This window comes from Microthrixaceae bacterium (assembly GCA_023957975.1).
Lineage (GTDB): Bacteria > Actinomycetota > Acidimicrobiia > Acidimicrobiales > Microtrichaceae > JAMLGM01.
In genome coordinates, this window is record JAMLGM010000010.1 from 164,949 (window position 1) to 186,627 (window position 21,679).

A 21,679-nucleotide genomic window follows, 5' to 3' on the forward strand; every position below is an offset into this window, starting at 1 on the left:
GCGGCGCCGGTCGGGCAGTGATCGAGTCGGGTGTTGTACATGAGGGGCGGGGGTTTCGCCCCCCCTCCATCAAAAACCCCCGGGCCGCAACACACGGCCGAGGGCAAAGATTGTGCAGAAAGCGACATCACGTGTCGCTTTCTGCACAATCTTTGAAAGTTGCCGGGTCCGAGCCACCGAGGACTCGAGTGTGGGAGGACGAGCGGTACTTCAGCCGTCGTGTTGAGCGTCGACGCTGCTTCGACCTTTACGTCGCTCGGCGAATCTGACGGCGAGCTTGTTCTTCGTCGCTCCGGCCCGGTTCTTGGCCTCGTCACCGAACCGCTTGAGTTCGTCAACACCGTCGGCCCCTGCTTCAAGGGCATCGGACCAGCGCTCTGCCATGGCTTGTTTCCATCGCTTGGCTTCAGCGGGGTCCTGTCCGGACTCGATACCGAGGACGTGGTGGAACGAGCCGACGTCGTGTGCAACCGCGTTGACGGAGGCGACGACACCGCGTGACTTCTGCGGGTTGAACAACACCTTCGAGTTGGCCCTGGACGCAGCAACATCCATCTGAGCAAGGAGGCGGGTGGTGCGCTCCAAGACCTGTTCCAACCGGTCTTGTCTCGCCGCCTGAAGACCCAGGCGGTGGGCCTCGAGTTCCTCGGGAGCCCCGTCCAAGACACGATCGAGTTCGAGGACATCGACAGCGTCGTACAACTTGAAGCACTGAGCGAGGACCACCAGCCATTTCTGGACGTCGGCCTTCGCTCCATCGGTGTTCCTGGCGAGGTCGGAGATGCTCCACGACGCTTCGATTCTGTCTGCGAGGTCGCCGAGTTCACGCAGCGCGACACCCACGGTGTCGTGAACGGCCTGTGCCGATGACTGCACCTTTGACCACGTCACATCCGAGACTCGACCGACCGAACCTCGAACGCTCATCGCCTCTCGAACCGCCATCTCGACCCCGTCCAAGCGGGCGAGGACCACGTTGGTCTGGGACCGGAGAACCCGGTCGAGCTTTGCATCGATCACCTTGAGGTAGTCGACGATCTGGTCCATTTGTTGTTGCATGGCCCGCTGCGACATGAGCCCGGCGACACCCGTGAGGACCGCGGGGTTCGTGATGATCGACGTTGGCTTCGTGACGATCTGAACCCAGCTCTGGATGTCACCTCGTTCGCCCAACATCGCATGGCTGACGCCTGGCGTTTTCGTGGGAGTCCACCCGATCTCTTTGACCTTCTGCGCGGACTCCTCGGTGAGTTTGACCCAACGGCTGGAGTTCGCCATGACCTGGGATCCCGCGTCAGCGAACGTTGCGCCTGCCTTGAACAAAGCGGTGCTCTGGGACGCCCCGACGGTCGCCAGCCCGGTCGAACTCATGAACCGCTCGATAGCACGCTCGGAGCCGACGACGGCAAGACCGTCGTTGTCCCGGAATAGTTCGATTTCGTCGTTCATCTGCCTGCCTTCCGCTCGCCTGTCAGGGTATCGGCGGTGGGCGGAACTCCGCATGGGCGCTGTGCACCCGGAGGCGACCGATGTCGAGGAAATCGGGGGCCGACGCCTCTAAACTCCGGCTGTGGCGGAGTTGGTCGACATCAGAATCGAAGCAGCGGGGACGTACTACTTGGCGGCGAGCCATATGGCGCCGATCCGCCGTGTTGCGATCACGAATCTGGCGCTCGAAGCCGTCGAAGCGGTGGTGACGTGCCGGGTGGAGTCGGCGTCTGCGAGCGATTTGCTCTACCCGGTCTCGCGGCGGATCGACATGCCGCTGGTCGGCGGCGATGAGGTGTGGGAGCGGATCGCCATGCGTCCGAACCTGCGCGCCCTCGCCATGTTGGAGGAGCGGATCGACGGCTACGTCGTGGTCGAGGTGATCGTCGACGGGGAGGTCGTTGGCATCCAACGCGAACCGATGACGTTTCTTGCGGCCAATCAGTGGTTGTTCCGGCCGTCGCACTACGACTCGCTCGCGGCGTTCGTGCAACCGAACAGCCCTGCGTTGCGGCCGATACTCCAGCGAACGCGCGAGCTGTTGGGTGAGCGCACGGGCGCCACGTCGACGGAGGGATATCAGTCGGGTACTGACCGGGTGAGGCAGCTCGCCCGCGCAGCATTCGACGCGATGTTTGAAGCGGGGATCGAGTATTCAAACCCTCCCGCAGCCTTCGAAGGCTACGGCCAGAAGGTGCGAACACCTGAGATGGTCATGGCCGAATCGGCGGCAACGTGTCTCGATTCTGCATGTCTGTACGCCTCGGTCCTCGGGGCGATGGGCCTCGACGCGATGGTGGTACTTGTTGCCGGGCATGCCTTTGCGGCGTTCACGACCGACGAGGCGGCCGCGCTCGACCCGGGTCTGAACGAGCCGGTGGTCACCGACCGAAACCTGGTGTCCTCTTTGGCCGCGAACGATTCGCTGATTGGCGTCGAAACGACGTCGTTCACTCAGCATGTCGACGGTGGGTACGACGCTGCAGTTCGGCGTGCTGCGAGTCATTTCGGTGATGGCAGCGACGGGTTGAATGCCGTGGTCAACATTGGGCGGGCGATCGCGTTCGGTGTCGCCCCCTTGCCGACCGCGGCGGTGATCGCACGCCGTGCAGGCGAGAGTCTCGACCAGGGCGAGATCGTTGGGTCCTCAGCAGTCGCCGGCGGCGCTGCGTGGCCCGCTCCGGCCCCGACCCACAGCTCTGCTCCGCATCCGCATCCGCCTCCGCCTCCGCATCCGTCGGCCGTTAGCCGACCAGCTGCGCCGGTGGATCGAATGGAGCGGTTCGAGGCACCCGAACGCGTCGTCAATTGGATGCGTTCACTGCTCGATTTGAGCTATTCGAACCAACTGCTCCGCCTCGGAGGTTCGAGGGGTGATCGCGGCGTGCTTCGGTTGCCGCTGCCGACCAGGGCGTTGTCAGCGCTCGAGGACCGGTTGATGGCATCGAAGCCGATCTACCTGGTGCCAGCCACCTCGGCTCCGTCCTCACTCGGTCGGGACCCGGACAACGACGAGCTGTATGCGGCACATATCGCGACGAGCGGCCAAGCGTATTTCCCGAGCGTCGGCGACGCGATCGCGCAGGCCGAAGCCTTGCGATCCGTAGCGGAGGAGCAGCTTGCGGGCGCCACCGCTGCCGCTGTGGAGCGCGTCGTCCAGGCAACGCTGACCGACGACTATTCAGCGACGCTCAATCGCAGCATTGGGTCGCTTCGACGCAAGGCTCGAGAGATCGAGAATCTGACGGGTTCGAACAACCTGTTCTTGTGCATCGGGCTGCTCGAGTGGGGCGACCTGGTGAACGGAACGATCGCGTCGGTCGAGGGCAGGGCGCCGCTGATCCTGGTTCCGGTGCGGGTTCAAGGGCGAGAGGCGACGGGGTATTCGATCGTCATCGACGATGCCGCCGAGCCGGTTGCGAACTACTGCCTGATCGAAAAGCTCCGCCAGACGCACGGTTTGTCCCTCGACACGCTCGAGACCCCGGTCACCGACGAGCACGGCATCGATGTGGCCGCCCTGTTTGCAGAGGTTCGCGATGTGTTGTCGGCAGCGAAGGCGAACAACGCCCGGGTGCTCGAAGTGGCCCATCTCGCCGTTGTCGATTTCGCGTCCTTCCGTCTGTGGCGTGACCTGCGGGACCATTGGCGGGAGTTTGTGAAGGCACCGATCGTGTCCCACCTCGTGTCGACGCCGGGAGAGACGTTCGTCCAAGAATTTGGCGACGTTGACGGGGCCGAGCTCGTCGAGCCGCTGTGTCCGGTGCAGTGCGACGAGTCGCAACTCGAAGCGGTCCAATGGGCGGTGGCCCGTCGGACTTTTGTGCTGGAGGGGCCGCCGGGGACCGGCAAGAGCCAGACGATCACCAACCTGCTCGCGGCGTCGATGGCGGCGGGGCTCAAGGTGTTGTTCGTCGCGGAGAAGCAGCCGGCGCTCGAGGTGGTTCGACGGCGCCTCGACGAGGTGGGGTTGACCGCCTCGTATCTCGACCTCTTCGACAAGAAGGCCAAGCCGGAGTCGATTCGATCGCAGATCCGCAACTCGCTCGACCTCGACGCGGTCGATTGTTCCTCGGAGTGGAGCGAGACGGGCGATGACCTCGAGGCGGTGGATCGGAGGCTCACGGGCTACCGGGACGCGCTCCATGGCACGAACGCGGTGGGCGACTCGGCGTGGAGCGCATATGACGAGTATCTGCGACTCGGAGACGGCCCGTTCCTGACGATTCCGCCGGCGGTGCTGGCGGCGGGGCCCGAACGTCTGGCTGCGGCCGCGCGGACCTTTCGTGATGTCGGTCGAATCGTCGGGGATCGGGTCCGGACGGATCATCCCTGGTCGCTGGCCCGATGCACCACCCTCGATTCGGTGGATCGCGCCCAGTTCTCGGAGGTGCTCCGACAGCTCGCCCAGTGCCGCCGCTCGATCATCTCGGCTCCAGCGCCGGTCCGTTCGCTGCTCGAGTCGGTCGAGTCGCCGACCGACCTCGCTCGCCTCGCAACGTTGGCGGAGCGTTTTGACGCCGTGTCTCCCGTGGGCACGATCGACGCGTCGGTCGGCACCGATGGGTGGGTGGCGGGGTGGAGCCAGTTCTTGGCGCGGATCGATCGTTTTGTGGCCTCGCACCGTGAGCTGAGTGTGGTTGTGCAGCCCACGATCTACAACGTCGACATCGCACCGTTGATCGCTTTGGGCGACGCCGCGATGTCGGCCGGGCTGTTGAGTCGTTCGCGATCCATCCGCGAGTTCCGCGCCGGGGTTGCGCCATTTCTGGTGCAGCCACACGTCGAGGTCAGCGTGGAGGACCAGTCTGCGGTCCTTCGTCGTGTCCAGCAGGTCCAAGCCGAATGGGCCGCGTTGCGCTCAGCGGTCGCTCAGGCGGTGCAGCTTCGTGGGTTGGCCGATTGGGATCCGCTCGGCCAAGGCCACGTCGACGCGTTGCGCGCCCACCTCGAGCTGCAGGCGACGACGGCGCAGGTGCTGGCAGACCCGTTCGGTCAGGCGATGGCGGAGGCCACCCTCTCAGCAACCCCCCTGCCCGATGGGTTCTCCGCGAGCCTGCGGTACTGCACGAATGCCTGGGACTACATCGCCCGGGTCCTGGTTGTCGATGCTGGGTCGTTTCAGCGATGGGTCGGCGTTCGATCGTTCTTCGAGGCGTGGGCGGGTGCAGAGTCGTCGTGGTTGGCTGACGAGCGCCTGATCGAGCTCCAACGCTGGTCTGAGATCGCCGCCGCGATCGCCCCGCTCACCGACGTCGGGTTGCATGAGGTCGCCGGCTCGGTTCTGGACGGAGCGCTGCACCTTGATGAGGCGACGTCGATGTTTCGCCGAGGGTTGAACCGTGCATCGGTGTCGGAGCGTTTCGATGCCGGAGGCCTGGCGACGATCGATGGCCGCGCGCACGACCGGGCTGCCGAGGACTACGCCGCGCTTCAGCAGCGACGGCGAGAGCTCATGGTCGACCGGATTCCGGCGGAGCTGATCCAACGCCGACCGATCCCCGGAGGGAAGCGGACGGGCAAGTGGGGAGAGCTTGAACAGGAACTGAATCGCAAGTCCCGTCGATTGAGCCTGCGCGCACTGTTTGAACGCTACGGCGCCCAGATCAGCGACCTCACGCCGTGCTTCTTGATGGGCCCCGATTCGGTGGCCCGGTTTCTCCCGCCGGGAGCGGTCGATTTCGATCTGGTCGTGTTCGACGAGGCGTCGCAGATCGAAGTGCCACGAGCGATCGGCGCTATGGGCCGCGCCAAGGCGGCGGTGGTGGTCGGCGACACTCGACAGATGCCACCGAGTCGATTCGGCGGCCGTTCCGGAGGTTCCGAGGACGAAACCGAGGAGCCGCTCCTGGTCGATCTCGAAAGCATCCTTGAGGAGTGTCGGGAGTCAAACATTGCTGCGCTCACGTTGAAATGCCACTACCGAAGCCGTCACGAGGGTCTGATCGCGTTCAGCAATCGGCACTTCTACGACGATGCGCTCACGACCTTTCCGTCGCCTGCGGATGAAGCGATTCCTCCGATCGGGTGGAGGCGGATCGACGGGCGCTTTCGGCGTGGGCGGGTCGACAGCTCCGAGACGGACTGGCCGTTGCGGACGAACCGGGTCGAGGCCGAAGCGGTCGTGGCGGAGGTGCTTCGGCGCATCGAGAACCCGGTGAGCGCAGACGAAAGCATCGGCGTGGTCACGTTGAACGCACCACAAAAGGACCTTGTGATTTCGTTGTTGGAGGCGACAAAGCACCCGAAGGTGCTGGAGTTGCTCGAGCGCGATGACAGCACGTCGTTGTTGGTCCAGAACTTGGAGAACGTCCAGGGAGACGAGCGCGATGTGATCTTGATGTCGGTCGGGTTCGCTCCGCAGTTCCGTGTGGGCCCCGACGGAGCCGAGGTTCGCGGCCGGCTTCCGTTGAACTTCGGGCCGCTCAACCAACGTGGGGGTGAGCGCCGCCTGAACGTAGCGGTGACCCGTGCACGTGCAGAGGTGGTGGTCTTTTGTTCATTCGACCCAGAAGAGATGTCGGTCACCGACTCGTCCGCGGTCGGGATTCAACTGTTGTGCGAATACCTCACGGCGGCACGAGACGGCGCGGAGGGACGCTCACGCGGGTCGGGTCGCCGCTCGCCGAGTCGACACCGTGACGCCGTTGCAGAAGCACTTCGTTGCGAAGGGTACGAGACCGAGGCCGACGTCGGGTTGAGCGACTTCAAGATCGATCTCGCTGTGCGGCGGCCGGGGGATAGGTCGTGGAAGGTGGCCGTGTTGTTCGACGGGCCCGGTTGGGCCCGTCGCAGGACGGTGTTTGATCGTGATGTGATGCCGAGTTCGGTGCTCAAGGGGCTCATGGATTGGCCCGAGGTCGTCCGTTTGTGGCTGCCAGCGTGGGTGTTCCAACGAGATGAGGTGCTGGCGAGCATCGCCGCTGCGCTGGGCCGTGCCGACGTGGCCGAGGCTGAGCGGATCGCACGGGATGCTGCGAGGATTCACGTTGCGGCGACACCTTCCATGGAGGCACCTTCCATGGCCGCGCCGCAGCTGGCTTCTGGCGCCATCGGAGGGGCGGTCGGGGCCGATCGTACGGCGGTCACCGACGATGAGGCGACGTCGGTGAGCGGTCACGGTTCGGATCTCGACCGACTCGGTGATCCACAAGTCGAAGCCGACCTTCGCAACGAATTGTCGGAGATCATCGAATCACTCGGTCCGATCGAGGCATCCGAGTGTCTTCGAACGTTGGCACGCAGGCACGGACTCAACCGCGTCACGGCAGCTCGGATCGACCAACTGGCCACGCTGCTGCCGAGCGATCTCGTTCGGACCTCTGACTTCGGCAGTTTCGTGTGGCCGCGCCGGCTTGACCCTGACACGTGGAGCCTGTGGCGAGGATCGGGAGAGCTTGAGCGGCGCTCCGCAGACCAGATTCCCCCAGAGGAGATCGTCAATACGTTTTTCGCCCGGCTGAACGAGGGTCCGCCGGTGGAGGTCGAGGATTTGTTGAAGGCTTCGTCGATGATGCTCGGATCCTCGCGGCTGACGGCGCCGTACCGGGAGCGTCTGTTGGCGGTGCTTTTGTACTGCGTGGAACACGGCCTATTCGCGCTCAACGACAACGTAGTCTCAATGTCTGCGGCCCGGTAGGGTCATGACCGTGTCGTCGCGTGAGCGCTGCGGCGCGTGAGCGCGGCGGCGCCGGTCGGGCAGTGATCGAGTCGGGTGTTGTACATGAGGGGCGCGGTATCGCCATCCCTCGCCAAATTCAACAACACCCGGGCCGCAGCACTCGGCCGCGCCCCCGGCCGGCGCCCGTCAGGCGATCTGGATGACGCCGTAACTGAGCATCGAACCGTCAGCGTTCGCCCGGGTGTTGAGCACGAAGGGTTCGTAGTCGTTCGGGAACACGCCGTCGGTGCCACTCGCGAGGGTCGTGTCTTGGCTTCCCCGGCCGGAGTATCGATCGTGGGTCGTGTAGATCTCCTCGGCGAGTTCATCGACGTAGCACCATTGCGAGATGATGCGGCTCGTGCCGTCGGCGTCGCTGACCGCGAAGTGAATGTGGATGGTCCGCCCGGAGTACCAGCCCGGAAAGATCGTCTTGAAGTTCACTCTGCCCTCGGCATCGGTCGTCGCTTGACCGCGGCAGTAGCTGCTCTCGAGCGCCTGTGGGGCGTCCTCGGTGCAGAACGCTCCGGCGAATCGTGTGGCGTCGTGGCTTTCGCTGGTGTCTCCCGAATAGATGCCACGTGCGTCGCAGTGCCACACCTCGATCGTGTATCCGTCGAGCGGCGCGCAGCTCTCGTCGATGAGTTGCAGGCACAACTGCATGGGCAGCCCGGTGGTGCCGAGGGAGATGTCATCGCCGGTGTCGGATTGGAAGTAGCACGGTCCTTCCATCAATGCGGAAGTGAGTGTCACGGTGCACGCCGTGGCGGTGGCGAAGATCGACGTCGACGGATAGTCCACGGTGATGAGGTCGGTTCCCCCAGACGCCCACGCTGGCGTCGGTGCGGTTTGCGGGGGTGTCGTGGTCGAGGACCCAGTCGTCGTGGTCGAGCCAGCACCGCCGGCCGTTGTGGTGCTTTGCGACTCCGAGGCGCCGTCATCCTCGCTGCACGAACTCAACATTGCGGCGGCGGGTAGGGCGACCACACCTCCGAACACCCCGCGGAGCACCGTGCGCCGAGACAGTTCCACGTGGTGCGGGGATCGCTCGACCGCAGTTGATTCGGACGTCGGTGTCGCGGCGGGTTGTGGCTCGCAGGTCATGGCGGCAGTCTTGCACCGCGGTCGAGTCCTGGAGGGGGCGAGTCCTGGAGGGGTCGATCGCCGGCGTTGGCCCCCGCCGCGTTAGCGGGCGGTGCGAGGTTGGGCGAAGCGCCCCGCCGGTAGGACCAGTCGAAACGAGGTCGGACTGCTCGATGCGACCACCAAGCGGCCTCCTTCGGCCTCGGCGAGCGAGCGTCCGAGTGCAAGCCCCAAGCCGTGACCGTGGGCTCCGGGGTCGCGTCGTTCGAAAAGGTCCTCGGTGGCGCGTGTGAGTGATCCGTCATCGCCCACGACCACGTCGAGGTGGTCATCGCGCGTTTCGACGGTCACCGAGACGCGTCCGGATCCATGATCCAGCGCATTTTGAACCAGGATGTCGACGATCTGATCGAGGACCGCACCGCTCACATGCGCTCGACCATCCTCTGCGGTGAGCGCAATGGAGCGCCCGGCCGCGTCGAAGGTTTCGTTCCAACGATCGCGGATGGAACCCGCCCAACTGTCGAGGTCGAGGGCATCTCGTGACGTCGGTTGATCGCGGGCGACTCGAAGCAGTGTGGTGATCGTGGATTCCAACCGGTCGGCGTCGGCGAGGGCGCCGGCTATTGCCTCGTCGGGTGGCTCGCTCGGGTGGTCGAGTTCGTTCTCGAGGGTCAAGCGAAGCGAGGTCAGCGGTGTGCGAAGTTGGTGGGAAACATCGGCGGTGAACGAGCGTTCGCGCTGAAGCACCGCATCGAGACGTGCCGCGGTGTCGGCGAGTGCTTCAGAGGTGGCGTCGAGTTCGGCGATTCCCGATCGAAGCGGTGCAAGAGCGAAATCCCCTTGCCCCAGCCGCACCGCATCGTCGCGGATGTCGCTCAACGGCTGCACCAACCGGCCGCTCAACCATCGCCCGACCACCACCGCGCCCCCGAGGATCACAAGGTTCATGCCGCCGAGCAGCACCAGCACCTTCGCCACCCGCCGACCCGCGGCCGAAAGGGGTTCAGCGACGCGAACCGTGCCGATCTTCTCCTGATGCGCAACCACGGGGCGGGCCAGCACCCGTTCGGTGCGCGTGGTTCCCGTGAGCGTGAGCAGATGAGCCGAATCGGTGATTCGATCCGCCCACTTCGGACCGACTCCGGCCACGAGTCGACCCTCAACGTCGTACACCGCCACATCGACCGGCTCGCGGTAATCGGGCAGCGGGTAGTTGCCGTTGGCGCCGAAGTCGCCATCGAGGGTGAGCGCGTTCACCGCCCGCTCGGCGATCAGCGAGAAGTTGCGGTCGACCCCGTCGCGCTCGTTGGAGATGATGTACCAGCCGAGTGGGAGGCTGAGCAGGCCAAGACACACCACCGCAACCCCGACGATCGCGGCCAAGATCCGGCGCTTCATCGCGGTTCGCGCTCCCAGCGATAGCCGACACCTCGAATCGAGGTGATCCGCGAGGGTGAGCCCGGGGCCTCTCCGAGTCGTCGCCGCAATGAGGCAACGTGAACGTCGAGGGTCTTGGTCGACCCGAACCAATGCTCGTCCCACACGTTCGCCATCAGATCTTCGCGGGTGACCACGCGCCCCTCATGGGCGATGAGCTCCACCAGCAGGTCGAACTCTTTGACGCGCAACGCCACCTCGGCACCGTCCACGCGCACTGTGCGGGCACCCAGATCGACATCGATTCCGGCGCTCGACAGGTGTTGGTCGGTGTCGTCGTCAACCAGGGCGACCTGGCGCAGGTGGGCCCTGATTCGGGCCATCAACTCGGCGAGTCGGAAGGGTTTCACCACGTAGTCGACCGCGCCGACATCGAGGCCGATCACGATGTCCATCTCCTCGGCCCGCGCGGTGAGGATCATGATCGGAACGCTCGGCCATCGACCACCGAGTTCGCGTGCCAGGTCGAGTCCGTCGGCGTCGGGAAGCCCGAGATCCAACAGGATCAGGTTCGGTGCGTTGACGATGGCACGGGCGGTGGCCGCGTCGGGAGCGGCGATGCACTCGTAGCCGGCATTGCCCAACGCACGCACGAGGCCCGAGCGAATTCCCTCGTCATCTTCAACCACCAGGACCTGTTCCACGCCCTCAGTGTGCCGGAGCGGGGCGTTGGTGCCGACACCATCGGGCGAGGTTTTACCGTCCCCTCACCTTGGTCTAGTCAGCCGACAACCGGGCGGTCCCCATCATGTGATCCATGCAACCGGTCTTTCTTGATCACCGCTTACCCCGTCTGGCGCACGGATCGCTGCTCCTCATCGCCGCCGTGGCGCTTGTGATGGGTGCTGTCGGGTGGGTCGCTCTCGGTGCACACCCGCTGTCGGGCCCGATTCTCGTGAATCTAAACAGTCACCGAGGCATCCACATCACCGACATCTTGGCGGCGGTGCCGCTGGGCGTTGCGCTTGCACTCAGTATCGAAGCGTGGCGGGTGATCCGGCCATGAAGGCGCGAGAAGGTGTCGTGGTCGGGATCGTGGGAGTGATGATCGGCGCGGCCATCGACGCGAGCTGGCGGGCGGATGAGCGGGCGAGTTGCCGCGATCGGCTCCTGCTCGCAACGGGAGTCGAGGCGACGATGTTGCCCCGTTCCTCGCCGCTACGCGACCGTCGACTCGACTGAGATACCGGCGTTCGCGGCCAGGACGCTGCGTTCACCCGTTGATGTTGCCTGCATTGCCGGCGTCTCATCGACGGACCCCGTGCGGTGGTTGTGGCCGCTTCGGCCGCGCCGCGCTAAAAGACCCATCGGGTCGCCCGCTGGGCGAACTCGTCGGGCCGTTCAATCATCCCGATCACCTTCGTCGGGCGCACCTGGAAGGCCGCGTTGCCGGAGAAGAACGCCTCCATCTCGGTCAGCTCGTCAGCTTCGTCGCTGGCGTCGTCGCTGGCGTCGCGGTACTTGAGCGCCCAGGCCCGGGCGACCTCGGCGGGTGGCGTGAGTTCGACTGCGACCCCTTCGAGCGACACGAACTCGACCGTGTCGGCGGTGGTGACCGCAACGTGTGGGTTGGCCCGCAGGTTTCGTGCCTTCAGCGCGGTGTGGGCGCACGAGAACCAGAACGTGTCGTCGTCGACCCACACGCCCCACACCGGCGTGGAGTGGGGTCGGTGGTCGGCATCGACGGTGACGACCCAGTAGTTGCGATTGGGGACCAGCCGTTGCCGGGCCCAGTCCCACGGGAGCGTGCCATCGAGGTCGTCGGGGACGCCGTATTCGGCCATCGCTGGGCGTTGTGCTTCGGGCATGGTCGGCACCGTACCCGCTGACGGCACGTGGGTGGGGAAGCTTCGGTGCGCGGGCCGGGGTGATGAGACCGTCGGCGATGAGACGATCGAGCGGACGCGGCTGGCTGGGAGGCACGAGGCGTGCGATTGCCGTGCCGCGGTCGGTCACGGTCACTTCGCGTCCGGAGCGAACCGCGTCGAGATACCGGCCGAGGTGATCGCGTAGTTCGTGGAGGTCGACTTCCATCTCGGAAGTGTGGCGCTTCGAGGTCGCAAGAGCGAGCCAGAATGGCCTTGTCGTTTCAGTGGATCGGGGTGTGATCGTGAAGGGGTCCGGGGTTGGACGTTGATGTGCAAGTTGACGGCAGCGAGTTGTTGTTGGTCGTCCCGTTGGTCGGGCCACCGCAGAACATAGGGGAGCCCGACTCGTTCTCAGCGGTGGACGCCGATCTTGAGTTGCCGCCCGAGTTCTTCGCGACGTTGCGCCGGTTCGCAGTGCCGGGGGAGTTCGTCGTTGAACTCGGCGCTCGGTCGGTTTGGGTTCGTCGTGCCAGTGTGGTCGCTGTGGGCGACGGCGATCTCGAGGCGTGGTTCGCCGTCGTCGGGTTCGACCCGGTGTCGACCGTGGTCGCCGACTGGCTGGACTGCGCCAGGGTGTTGAGCAAGGCCGACGTCGTGGCAGAGGTCTGTTCGGCGGTCGGCATCGAGCCGCTCGACGCAGCGACGCGGGGGACGGTGTTGGTCTTGATGCTGGTCGACGACCCGTCGTCTGTCGCCGACGTGGCGGATCACCTGAGGACCAGGGCGCCGTCGACGGAGTCAGTCGTTCGCCTCGACGCGTCCGAAGACTCGCCGGCGGGTTCGCTGAACGGGGCTGTGCTCCGGCGGGTTGTGACTCGGCGCACCTGCGGGTTTGTGATCGGCGGCGCGAACGCGTCAGCGTTCTTCACCAAGACGCTGCCTCGAGAACTCGACAACCAGTACATGTTGGCGGTCGTGATTCTGCATTGGCAGCGCCGCCACCTCTTGACGATCCTGGAGGGGGCACAACAGATCTGGGCGCAGACCGATGGTGGGAGTAGGGGTGTGGAACGTTCCACGTCGATCCGGCGCCGGTTCGACGAACTCACCGAACTGCGCGGCCGCTACGCCCGTCTGGTTTCGAGCGGAACGTTCGGCCCGGTGTTCGAATCGATGACCCAGGCGAGATTCTGGGCCGACCTGAAGGACATCTACGGGGTCATCGACCGCTATCAGGAGGTCAGCGACGCGCTCGACACGTTGGGCCAGTCGATCGAAACCGAGGCGGGTCTTCGCTTGGAACGACTCCTGGCCTTCTTCGCGCTTGTGCTTGGCGTGCCGTCGCTGATCTTCGCCGTGTTCGGCGCCAACATCGGCGATCTCACACGAAGCGGCGCGGTGTCGTGGGTGCTGGTGACGGTCATCTTCATCGTGTCGCTGACCGTCGGCGCCGCGGCCTACATCGGCGCGGTCGGACGCAGCACCGCCCGTCCGACGATTCGGAACCGACGGGGGCTGCGGTGAGTGCAGGTCGACGGGAGGGTCGTGACGTGGAGCAATCAGGTACCGATGGATCGCTCGATGACTTCCTTCAGCGTGTCGATGACGTGCTCGATCGGGCGTTTCCCGTCGAGCCGGCCTCGGCGGAGAAGGTCGAGGGGGCGGCTGGGGCCGAGGCGGCGGCCGGGGTCGAGCGGCTGGTGGTGTCTCGGGTGAGCGATGAGCGTCAACGCCAACTCGAGCGTTTGGGTGATCCCGACAACGAGTCGTGGTAGCGCCGGGCGCGACGGCGAAGTGTTGTACATCAGGGGCGCGATATCGCGCCCCTGATGTACAACACCCCCGCCCGTGCATGGCCGGCTCCGGTTACCCCCGTGGTTCGGCGGCGAGTTCGCTGAGTACCCGCCGCACGCCGGCAGGGTCGATGAGGCGTTGGCGTGCCACCTCCAGCGCGAGGGCCGGCGGCAGGCAGTCGGAGAACTTCATGTTGTCCGCGAACTCGGCTGCGACCTGGGGGGTGGGCAGCGTGTCGGGGTGTAGGTCGCTCAGCGCCTGGCGCACCGCGGCGCTGGAGGCTCGGGGTGCGTCGAGTCCGATCGACAGGTCGTCGCCGGCAGTTGCCGCCAGGTCGCCGAGGGCATCGCTGAGTGACGCGTTGGCCCGCTGCCCGGCCCAGGTCCACCAACGTGCCCGCGTCGTTTCCACCACTACCGAGGTGCGTGAGCGCCGGGCGAAACCCAACTCGACGCGTGACTGTCCAAGCGCGGTGCGGGCTCGTTCGGTGAGGGTGACCCCCTGGGGATCGCTACCGCAGGCCACCTCGCGCATCGCGTTGCAGAGTTCGTTGCCGAGCGCTCGCCCCGCGCCGAACCATCGCGAGCTGCCGACCTTGTCAGACGGTTCGACCCAGGCGAATTTGCGGTCCCAGTCGATGCTGGTGATCTTCCAACTCCGCCCGGCGAGCAGCACGGTCGCATAGGACCGGTCGTTGGTGAGCAGCGCGGTCGGGTCGAGGTGGCCGAGTTCGTTGGCTCCGTGGCGTACGACGAAGGTCGGCGGCGTCGTGAACACCGAAGACAGCTCCATGAAGTGGCGAAACCCGTAGCTGCGTTCCCCCTCCGGGCCGATCGACAACATGGAGTGATCGTCGAGGAGCATTCCGCTCGACACGAGGTGTTCGACGATCTGTTCGGCGTCGCCGCGTTCGATCGCTTCTCGGTAGGCGGGCACTCGTGCGATCACGTCCTGCCACAGGTTGCGCCCGAGGTGGCCTTGTTGGATGACGTAGGCGAGGAGTTGGTGTGCGAGCAGGTGCAGTGGCAGCGGCGGCGCCTCGACCGGTTCGACGAACCCGCCCGCCCACAGGTGCAACAGTCCGGCGGCCTGCAACAGGGGCAGCCCGTCGCCGGTGGTGAGAAACAACATGTTGCGCGTCGAGCCTGCCCTGCGGCCGGTGCGCCCGAGGCGTTGCAGGAACGAGGCGACGGTGGTGGGGCTGTCGAGTTGGATGACCCGGTCCAGGTCGCCGACGTCGATGCCGAGTTCGAGGGTGCTGGTGGCGACGATCACACAGTCGCGGGCCTCGGCGAAGGCGGCCTCCGCGCGGCGGCGTTCGTCGAGGGCGAGCGACGCGTGCGACACGAAGGTGTTGACCTCCCGCGACCGCAATTCGGCGGCGAGGGTTTCGACGCGGGCACGGGAGTCGCAAAACACCAGTCGTTTTTCGCCGGCGTGCAGTTTGGAGATGACGATGGCGGCATTCGCGAGGTTGCCGACGTGATCGAGGGTGATCTCGGGTGCCGCTGCGGTTGCACCTGCGTCGGGTGCGACGACTTGGCGCGGCGCGGTGCTGGAGGCGACGAGCCAGTCGAGGAGGCGTTCGGGGTCGCCGACGGTGGCGGACAGCCCGATGCGTTGCAGGTCGCGGCCGGCGATCGCCGACAGGCGTTCGAGCACACCGAGCAGGTGCCAGCCCCGGTCGTCGCCGCCGAAGGCGTGGACCTCGTCGACGATGACGTTTCGAAGGTTGCGAAACAGCCGGTCATGGTCGGTTTTGGCCGATAACAGCATCGCTTCGAGCGACTCGGGTGTGGTGAGGAGGATCTCGGGCGGGTCCTCGATGATGCGCCGACGGGCCGGCGAACCGATGTCGCCGTGCCAGATCCCGACCCGCAACCCGGCGAAGGCCCCGTACTGTTCGAGACGGATGTGGAGGTTGTTCAGCAGCGCCCGCAGCGGACACAGATACAGCGTGGAGAGCCCGGGTCGCCGCTCGGTGAGAATCTGGGTGAGCACCGGGAACATGGCGGCCTCGGTCTTGCCGCCGGCGGTCGGCGCGAGCGCGAGGACGTGTTCTCCGGCGAGGATCGGGGCGATCGTGTCGCGTTGCAGCGGCCGCAGGTCGCGCCACCCGAGGCTGTTGATGATGTGGTGCGCCACGATGGGGTGCAGCAGGGCGAAGGGGTCGGTGGAGTCGCTCACGAGAAAATGTCGCTTGGGTTGGGTCGGGTGTGGTTAGGCCGGGTGTTGTACATCAGGGGCGCGATATCGCGCCCCTGATGTACAACACTCGACCCGTCAGGGCACTCAGCCCTGGTCGGTGCCGAGGTCGAGGTTGAGGTCGAGGTCGATGTCGTCGGGCCCGAGGCCGGCCGGCCCAGGCGCAGAGCCCGGCTCGGAGCCAGGCACAGAGCCCTGTTCGGCGCCCCGTTCGGCGTTGCGTTCGATATCGGACAGTTCCGCGTCGCCGACGGTGAGTTGGTAGTCGCGGCGAGGGTCGAAATCGTCGAACAACTCGACGCGGTCCAACACGTCGCCGACGAGTTTTTTGAGGAACAGCCGCGGTGCAATGCCCACCTGGCCGCCGAGTTTGCCGGCCACGGCATCGGCGAGGTCGCCAACGTAGCGATCGTCCACCATCGACTCGACCCGCTCCGCCGCGGGTGATCCGGCCACGAACACCGCTCGCACGTTGGTGCCGAGTTCGACGAGGCGGTCGTGGTCGAAGCCGCTGAGGCGGATCTGTACCGCCCTGGGATTGTCGAAACGCGGGTCGCCGGAGAAGTCGACGGCGAGCCGCTGCGCGAGCGGTGCGAGGCGTTGCACCCCCTGTGGCCCGTCGAAGAACGCGGGGGTTCCGGTGATGAGCAGGTACAGCCCGGGGAACCGCCCGCCGTCGACCTCGTCGATGAGTTGGCGCAGCGCGTTGAGCGACTTGTCGCGCACATCGGAGCGCACCCGTTGCAGCGTCTCGACCTCGTCGATGATGACCAACAGTCCGCTGTTGCCCGAGTCGCGGATCATGGTGAGTAGCCCCTGTAGAAACGACAGCGCTCCGGCGTGGTCGACGTCGCCTTTGATGCCGGCGTAACGCTTGACCGACGCGGCGACGTTGGGTTGGCCCCCCAGCCAGGCGACCAGCCCGTCCGCGGTTGCGAGATCGCCGTCGAGGGTCGCTCGCCGATACGCCCTCAGCACCGTGGCGAAGGTCGGGTTGGTGCGGCTGACCTCGGCGAGTCGCGCTTCGAGCAGGCGGTCGGTGCCCGCAACCAGGGCCGCCTCGTCGTGTTCGTCGACGGTGCCGTCCGCGAGGACGTCTTCTTCCAACACGAAGAACCAGCCGTCGATCAGCGAGCGAAACGCCCCGGTGTCGCCGTCGCCGACGGCGAGTCGTTCGACGAGTCGCCGGTACACGGTCTGGAGTTGGTGCAGGGGAGTTTCGGTTTCGGAGATCTGGATTTCGCTGGTCACGAACCCGGCGCGCCGGGCACGATCCGCGATCCAACGCGACGCGAACGTCTTGCCCGACCCCCATTCGCCCCGGATGCATTTGAACACGCCGCCGCCGGTTGCCGCCCGGGCGAGTTCGTCGTCGATGGAGGGGCCGAAGCGTTCGAGGCCGACGGCGAGCAGGTCGAGGCCACGCGCCGGCACGGTGCCTCGCCGCAGCGCGTCGATGACTTCGTCTCGGCGGGCTTTGCTGGGCGTCGGGGCGGTCATGGGGCTCCTTGGAGGAACTGCGAGCGCAGCAGCTTCTCATCGAGTCGTACTTCGCGGGCGGTCGTGTCGACGGTGAGCACACCGAAGCCGTCGACGTTCAACAGGCGGCTGAGCACGACGACGAACCCGGCGACCCGGGCGCCGGGCATGCCGGTGGCCTGGGCGAGCACGGCGTAGTTGGCCACGCCGCCGCGGCGATGGATCGCGGCGAGGGTGTCCCGGACCTTCTCGGCGTCGGGTTTGGCTCGACGAATCGAGCCGAGTTGCAACGCGTAGACGTCGGAGGCGAGCACCTCGTCGACCCAGCCCGGCACGTTCCCCGTCGCGCCTTCGCCCGCGCCCGCGCCGCCGACAGAACCGGCGGCAGATCCAGCGTCCGGGGCGCTCGCAGAATCGAGAGCCGAATCGAGCGCCGGCTCGAACAGGGCCCCTTGCCCGGCGGAGGCTTTCGGGGTCTTCTTCGCTGGGCGTTTGGCCGCCGTCGACTTTTTGGCCTCCTCGACGACGTCGACGTGAAGGTCCCACCAGGTTGGCGTGGCGACCGACAACAGGTCCCAACCTTTGGGCAGTTCGATGCCGGCGGGAGCGTAGACCGACAGCGGAACGATGCACTCGTCGGGGGTGGCACCGCCGTGGTAGCCGCCGTGTTTGGCCGAATAGCGCAGGTCGTCGTGATAGGGGGCGAGCACGCCGCGGTCGTCGCCCAACAAAACCCTCGGGCCACGCAACAACACCTCATCGGCGCTCGGTTCGCGGTCTGCGATGCGCCAGCGGTCGCCGCCCTCGCCGGATCGTTCGACCTCGCCGCGGCCGTCGAGGCCGACGCCGAGCACGTGGCCGTGGTCGGCGGTGATGACGACGATTCGCCCGGCGTTTGTGGCGTCCCGCAACAGCCCAGGCAGCACATCGAGGTGTTCGAGGCGGTATTCGGGGGTGAAGGTGCCGCGGCTCAACTGGTCGTCGATGGTGTTGATCACCGCGGCGACAACTCGGGGCCCGTTCTCGCCGAGGGAATCTCTGACCGGGGCGGGCAGGCTCTGTCCGATGCCGCCGCCGAAGTCGGGCCGCTGATGCCACAGCACCGCGCCGGGACCGTCGAGTTTGGCGATCTTGGGGTGTTTGGGCAGTTCACGGGTCTCATCGGCGGCGGCGCCGGTGCGCAGGGTGCCGGCGAGCAGTGAGGTCCGCGACGCCTCGGTGACCGTGGGCAGCGCTGCGAGCGCGACCCGTCGTTGGTCGGTGGGCGAAATCTCCTTGAGTCCGAACTGGGCGAACTGATCGGCGAGTTCGAGGAAGGGTGCGAGCCCGCATCCGTCGAGCACGATGAGCAGAATCGCCGCGTGGTTGGCGAGCGGGGCGATGACCTGGCCGAGCACGGCCTCGACGGCCACGACCTCGTCGGCGGGCAATTCGGCGGCGGTGCCGTCGACGCTCCAGCGGGCCAGCGCTTCGGCGAAGGCCCGGTTGCCGTCGGCTCGGCGTTGGTGGGCGGCGGCGCTGATGCGTTTGAGTGCGTCGGCGAATCGTGGGGGAGTGTCGTCGCCTTCGCCCACCCTGCGGCGGGCGGCGTCGACCCAGGCGCCGTCGGCCCGGTAGGCCTCGATCGACTCGGCGAGGGTCAGCACCGGCGAGTTCGGATTGCTCCCAACGCCGGTGCCGTGACGTGCGCTGATCGGGTCGGCCAGCCACGACACGAGCCGCGCCGCGAGTTGGGCGCGTTGGGCGCGGGGACGACCCGCCGGGGTGGCGCTGAGGCGGTGGGTGACGACGCGCTGCACCGCCTGTCGAAGGGTGTCGGCGGCGACCCCGCCGACCTGACTGGCGCCGCCGGCCTTACTGGCGGGGTCGGTGCTGGCGGGATCGCCGAGGGCGGCGTCGAGCAGCACGACGAGTTGGTCGAGGCGGGCTTCGAAGCTGACGTTCAACACGTTGCTGGCATCGGGTGCGGGTGCCTGCCATTCGCCGACGAGGGCCGACCCGGTGGCTTCGAGTTGGTAGAGGTCGGCGTGGGTGACCCCCGACGCGCCCAGCCCAGCCGACACGCCCAGTCCTCCCGAAGCGCCTAGCCCTCCGGAAGCGCCCGGGCCGCTGCGTTCGGCGATGTCGGCGAAGGCCGCCTCGGCGGCTTCGGCCCAGGCTTGTAACGCCGAGTCGGTGACCGAGCGGCATCCGGTCAGGTCTTCGATGCGGGCCTGGGCCATGCTGGCGCTCGTGGCACCCACGACGGTGCGCGCCGCGAGCCCTGCGGGCAGACAGGTTTCGCCTCGGCCCTGGGCGATTGCCCCGGTGACGAGTTGGCCGGCGGGGCCCAACAGCTCGCCGAGGGTCGAACAGAGCGAGGCGACCACCGTCGGGTCGGCGGTGTCGAGGTCGGCCGCGAAGGTGGTGCTTGTCGTGGCGAGGATCAGCCGTTCGAGGGTGATGCCACTCGCCCCCAGAATCGCTGCGGCGAGGGCGCGCAGCGCAGCATCCGCGCTCAACACGACGGCACCGGCGGGCAGCGATTCGACGGGTACGTCCAACAGCGGGTCGGCCATCCACGAGAACCGCGAGTCGCCGAAGGCCGGGTCGAGGGTGCGGACACCGAAGCGTTGGCGAACGGCGTCCCACGGGCTGAGCCCGTAGAGCTTGGGGCGCACGAATCGGCCCAACACGTCCGCGCCGAGCACCCCTTCGGCCACGTCGGTCAACACGACGAGGGTCGCGTTCGGGTCGCCGGCGGCGGTCTGGTCGAACTCGGCGATGGCGCGCCGAACCGCGAGGGGGCTCTGGCACGCCTGGACTGAAATGGTGCCCACGGCGGGGTCGTCCAGATCGCCGAGGTTCCACACCGGGGTCGCTTTGATGCCGACGATGAACGGTTCGGGGTGGAGGCGCCCAGCCATTGCGCCGCGCAGCTCTCGCACGAGTTGGCGCACCAGCTCGGCGGTGGCGACGCGTGCGGGCGCGCCAGCGACAGTGCCCCCAGCGGCAGCGCCGGTTCCGGCGCCGCCTGCGCCAGCCGTACCGACCGTGGGGGTCATGAGGGGGCGTCTCCGAGCGAGCGGATGACGATTTCGAAGGGGCCCTCGCCGTGGGTGCCGGCGTCGATTTCGTCGCGCAGTTCGCTGAGGCGTTTCGCCGCTGCGGTGGCGCTGAGGCCGGCCTCGGAGGTCACCTCGCCACCACCCTCGCCACCACCACGAAGGCCGACGGCTGGCGCATCGACGACCGCAGCCACCTCAGCGACTTCAGCCACCGGAACCGCCGGAGCGGCCGGAACCGCGGGTGGGGTCGGGGCGGCTTCGGCGAACACGATCTCGCGGGCGGCTTTGACGAGTTCGCTCAGCGCAGGAGCGAGTTGGGTGACGTATTCCTCGGTGTTGAGCAGTGCGCCCAGCCGTTCGCCGAGATGTGCGCCTTCGGAGCGGGTCATCGCGGTGGCGAGCAACTTGACGTCGATGCCGGCGATGGTGCTGGAAACGGCGGTGGCCGACTTGATCGACGCTCCGATCGCCTCGGGGCTCGGGCTGAGATCCGCGGCGACGAACGCCTCGACCTTGGCGAGGTCGCTGCCGGCGGACGCGATCGCGCCGAGCAGTCGGGCCGCGTTGGTTGCGGTGGTGATCCGCGCCACCCCGCCAGCAGCACCCCCGGCACCCACGAGCGCGGCGAGGGTTTCGAGTTCCCCGCCCAACGACTCGACCGCGGCGAGATGTTCGTTGGCGGCGTTGGCGAGGCGTCCGCTCAGGCGTGCGAGCGCGACCGCCGAGGGTTCGTCGGCGAGGCCGGCCACACCGAGCACCCGTGCGGCCCGGTCGACCGCGGTTGCCCAGTCGGCGGGGGAGGGCAGCTCCTGGGAGACGACCTCGTAGTGGTCCGACAGCGAGTCGATGGCGACGCGGGCGGGGCCGCCGTGGTCGGTGAAGATCCGGTCGGTGGCAGCGGCCCACACGATGAGCACCAGGTTCGCCAGTTCCTTGCTGAGCCCCATGGGGGAGGGGTCGTCGATCCAGGCGCGCAACTCGGCGACGGTGACGTGGCCCTCGGCTCCCGACTGGGCGCGTTCGGCGATTTTGCGGGTGAAGTGCGGTTCCCACCGTTGGGACACGTCCAACAGGAACGCCTGTTCGGATTGCACGCCGAGGCGCAGCGGGTTGGCGATGCGTGACATGACCCGCCGCTCTGCGGTGGGCACCTGGGCGATGCGCCGGTCGGGGGC

At 67.0% G+C, this 21,679-nt stretch carries 14 protein-coding genes; 5 read left to right on the top strand and 9 right to left on the bottom strand.

Annotated features, from left to right (window positions below; genetic code table 11):
• Positions 1-210: 210 nt before the first annotated feature.
• Positions 211-1,449, bottom strand: coding sequence for a hypothetical protein (locus tag M9952_14395; GenBank protein ID MCO5314112.1), 1,239 nt, complete (start codon positions 1,447-1,449; stop codon positions 211-213).
• A 121-nt stretch (positions 1,450-1,570) separates the two neighbouring features.
• On the opposite strand from M9952_14395, the gene M9952_14400 reads away from it, so the two are divergent.
• Positions 1,571-7,627, top strand: a complete 6,057-nt coding sequence (locus M9952_14400) for a DUF4011 domain-containing protein (protein MCO5314113.1) — start codon at positions 1,571-1,573, stop codon at positions 7,625-7,627.
• Positions 7,628-7,795: 168 nt separating this feature from the next.
• Here the strand turns inward: M9952_14400 and M9952_14405 are convergent, their stop codons facing one another.
• The 3 genes from M9952_14405 to M9952_14415 form a co-directional block, all read right to left on the bottom strand.
• Positions 7,796-8,752: a hypothetical protein gene (locus M9952_14405; GenBank protein MCO5314114.1), complete on the bottom strand. Its 957-nt coding sequence runs from the start codon at positions 8,750-8,752 to the stop codon at positions 7,796-7,798.
• 81 nt (positions 8,753-8,833) lie between these two features.
• Positions 8,834-10,132: a HAMP domain-containing histidine kinase gene (locus M9952_14410; protein MCO5314115.1), complete on the bottom strand. Its 1,299-nt coding sequence runs from the start codon at positions 10,130-10,132 to the stop codon at positions 8,834-8,836.
• Positions 10,129-10,815 carry a response regulator transcription factor gene (locus M9952_14415; protein MCO5314116.1) on the bottom strand — a complete coding sequence of 229 codons (687 nt, stop codon included), beginning with the start codon at positions 10,813-10,815 and terminating at the stop codon, positions 10,129-10,131. Before M9952_14415 ends, M9952_14410 begins: the two co-directional genes overlap by 4 nt.
• A 113-nt stretch (positions 10,816-10,928) precedes the next feature.
• On the opposite strand from M9952_14415, the gene M9952_14420 reads away from it, so the two are divergent.
• Together M9952_14420 and M9952_14425 are read left to right on the top strand one after the other, a co-directional pair.
• Positions 10,929-11,177 (top strand): hypothetical protein, encoded by a 249-nt coding sequence (locus M9952_14420; protein ID MCO5314117.1) that lies wholly within the window; start codon positions 10,929-10,931, stop codon positions 11,175-11,177.
• The gene (locus M9952_14425) at positions 11,174-11,353 is read left to right on the top strand and encodes a hypothetical protein (protein ID MCO5314118.1); all 180 of its coding nucleotides are present in this window, start codon (positions 11,174-11,176) and stop codon (positions 11,351-11,353) included. The genes M9952_14420 and M9952_14425 overlap by 4 nt, the downstream gene beginning before the upstream one ends.
• Positions 11,354-11,466: 113 nt before the next feature.
• On the opposite strand, the gene M9952_14430 is transcribed toward M9952_14425, so the two are convergent.
• Positions 11,467-11,979: a pyridoxamine 5'-phosphate oxidase family protein gene (locus tag M9952_14430; protein MCO5314119.1), complete on the bottom strand. Its 513-nt coding sequence runs from the start codon at positions 11,977-11,979 to the stop codon at positions 11,467-11,469.
• A gap of 318 nt (positions 11,980-12,297) precedes the next feature.
• On the opposite strand from M9952_14430, the gene M9952_14435 reads away from it, so the two are divergent.
• Complete coding sequence (locus tag M9952_14435) at positions 12,298-13,503, top strand: hypothetical protein (GenBank protein MCO5314120.1); 1,206 nt, start codon at positions 12,298-12,300, stop codon at positions 13,501-13,503.
• A 26-nt stretch (positions 13,504-13,529) separates the two neighbouring features.
• The gene (locus M9952_14440; protein ID MCO5314121.1) at positions 13,530-13,754 is read left to right on the top strand and encodes a hypothetical protein; all 225 of its coding nucleotides are present in this window, start codon (positions 13,530-13,532) and stop codon (positions 13,752-13,754) included.
• 91 nt (positions 13,755-13,845) lie between these two features.
• On the opposite strand, the gene M9952_14445 is transcribed toward M9952_14440, so the two are convergent.
• The 4 genes from M9952_14445 to M9952_14460 all read right to left on the bottom strand — a co-directional run.
• On the bottom strand, positions 13,846-15,960 hold the full coding sequence (locus M9952_14445) for a DEAD/DEAH box helicase (GenBank protein MCO5314122.1): 2,115 nt from the start codon (positions 15,958-15,960) through the stop codon (positions 13,846-13,848).
• 105 nt (positions 15,961-16,065) lie between these two features.
• Positions 16,066-17,478 carry a BREX system ATP-binding protein BrxD gene (brxD, locus tag M9952_14450; protein ID MCO5314123.1) on the bottom strand — a complete coding sequence of 471 codons (1,413 nt, stop codon included), beginning with the start codon at positions 17,476-17,478 and terminating at the stop codon, positions 16,066-16,068.
• Entirely contained in the window at positions 17,475-20,501 is a 3,027-nt protein-coding gene (gene pglZ, locus M9952_14455) for a BREX-2 system phosphatase PglZ (GenBank protein ID MCO5314124.1), read from the bottom strand. The genes brxD and pglZ overlap by 4 nt, the downstream gene beginning before the upstream one ends.
• Positions 20,498-21,679, bottom strand: a 1,182-nt coding sequence (locus M9952_14460) for a hypothetical protein (GenBank protein ID MCO5314125.1), incomplete at its 5' end; no start/stop codon positions are given. The genes pglZ and M9952_14460, both read right to left, overlap by 4 nt.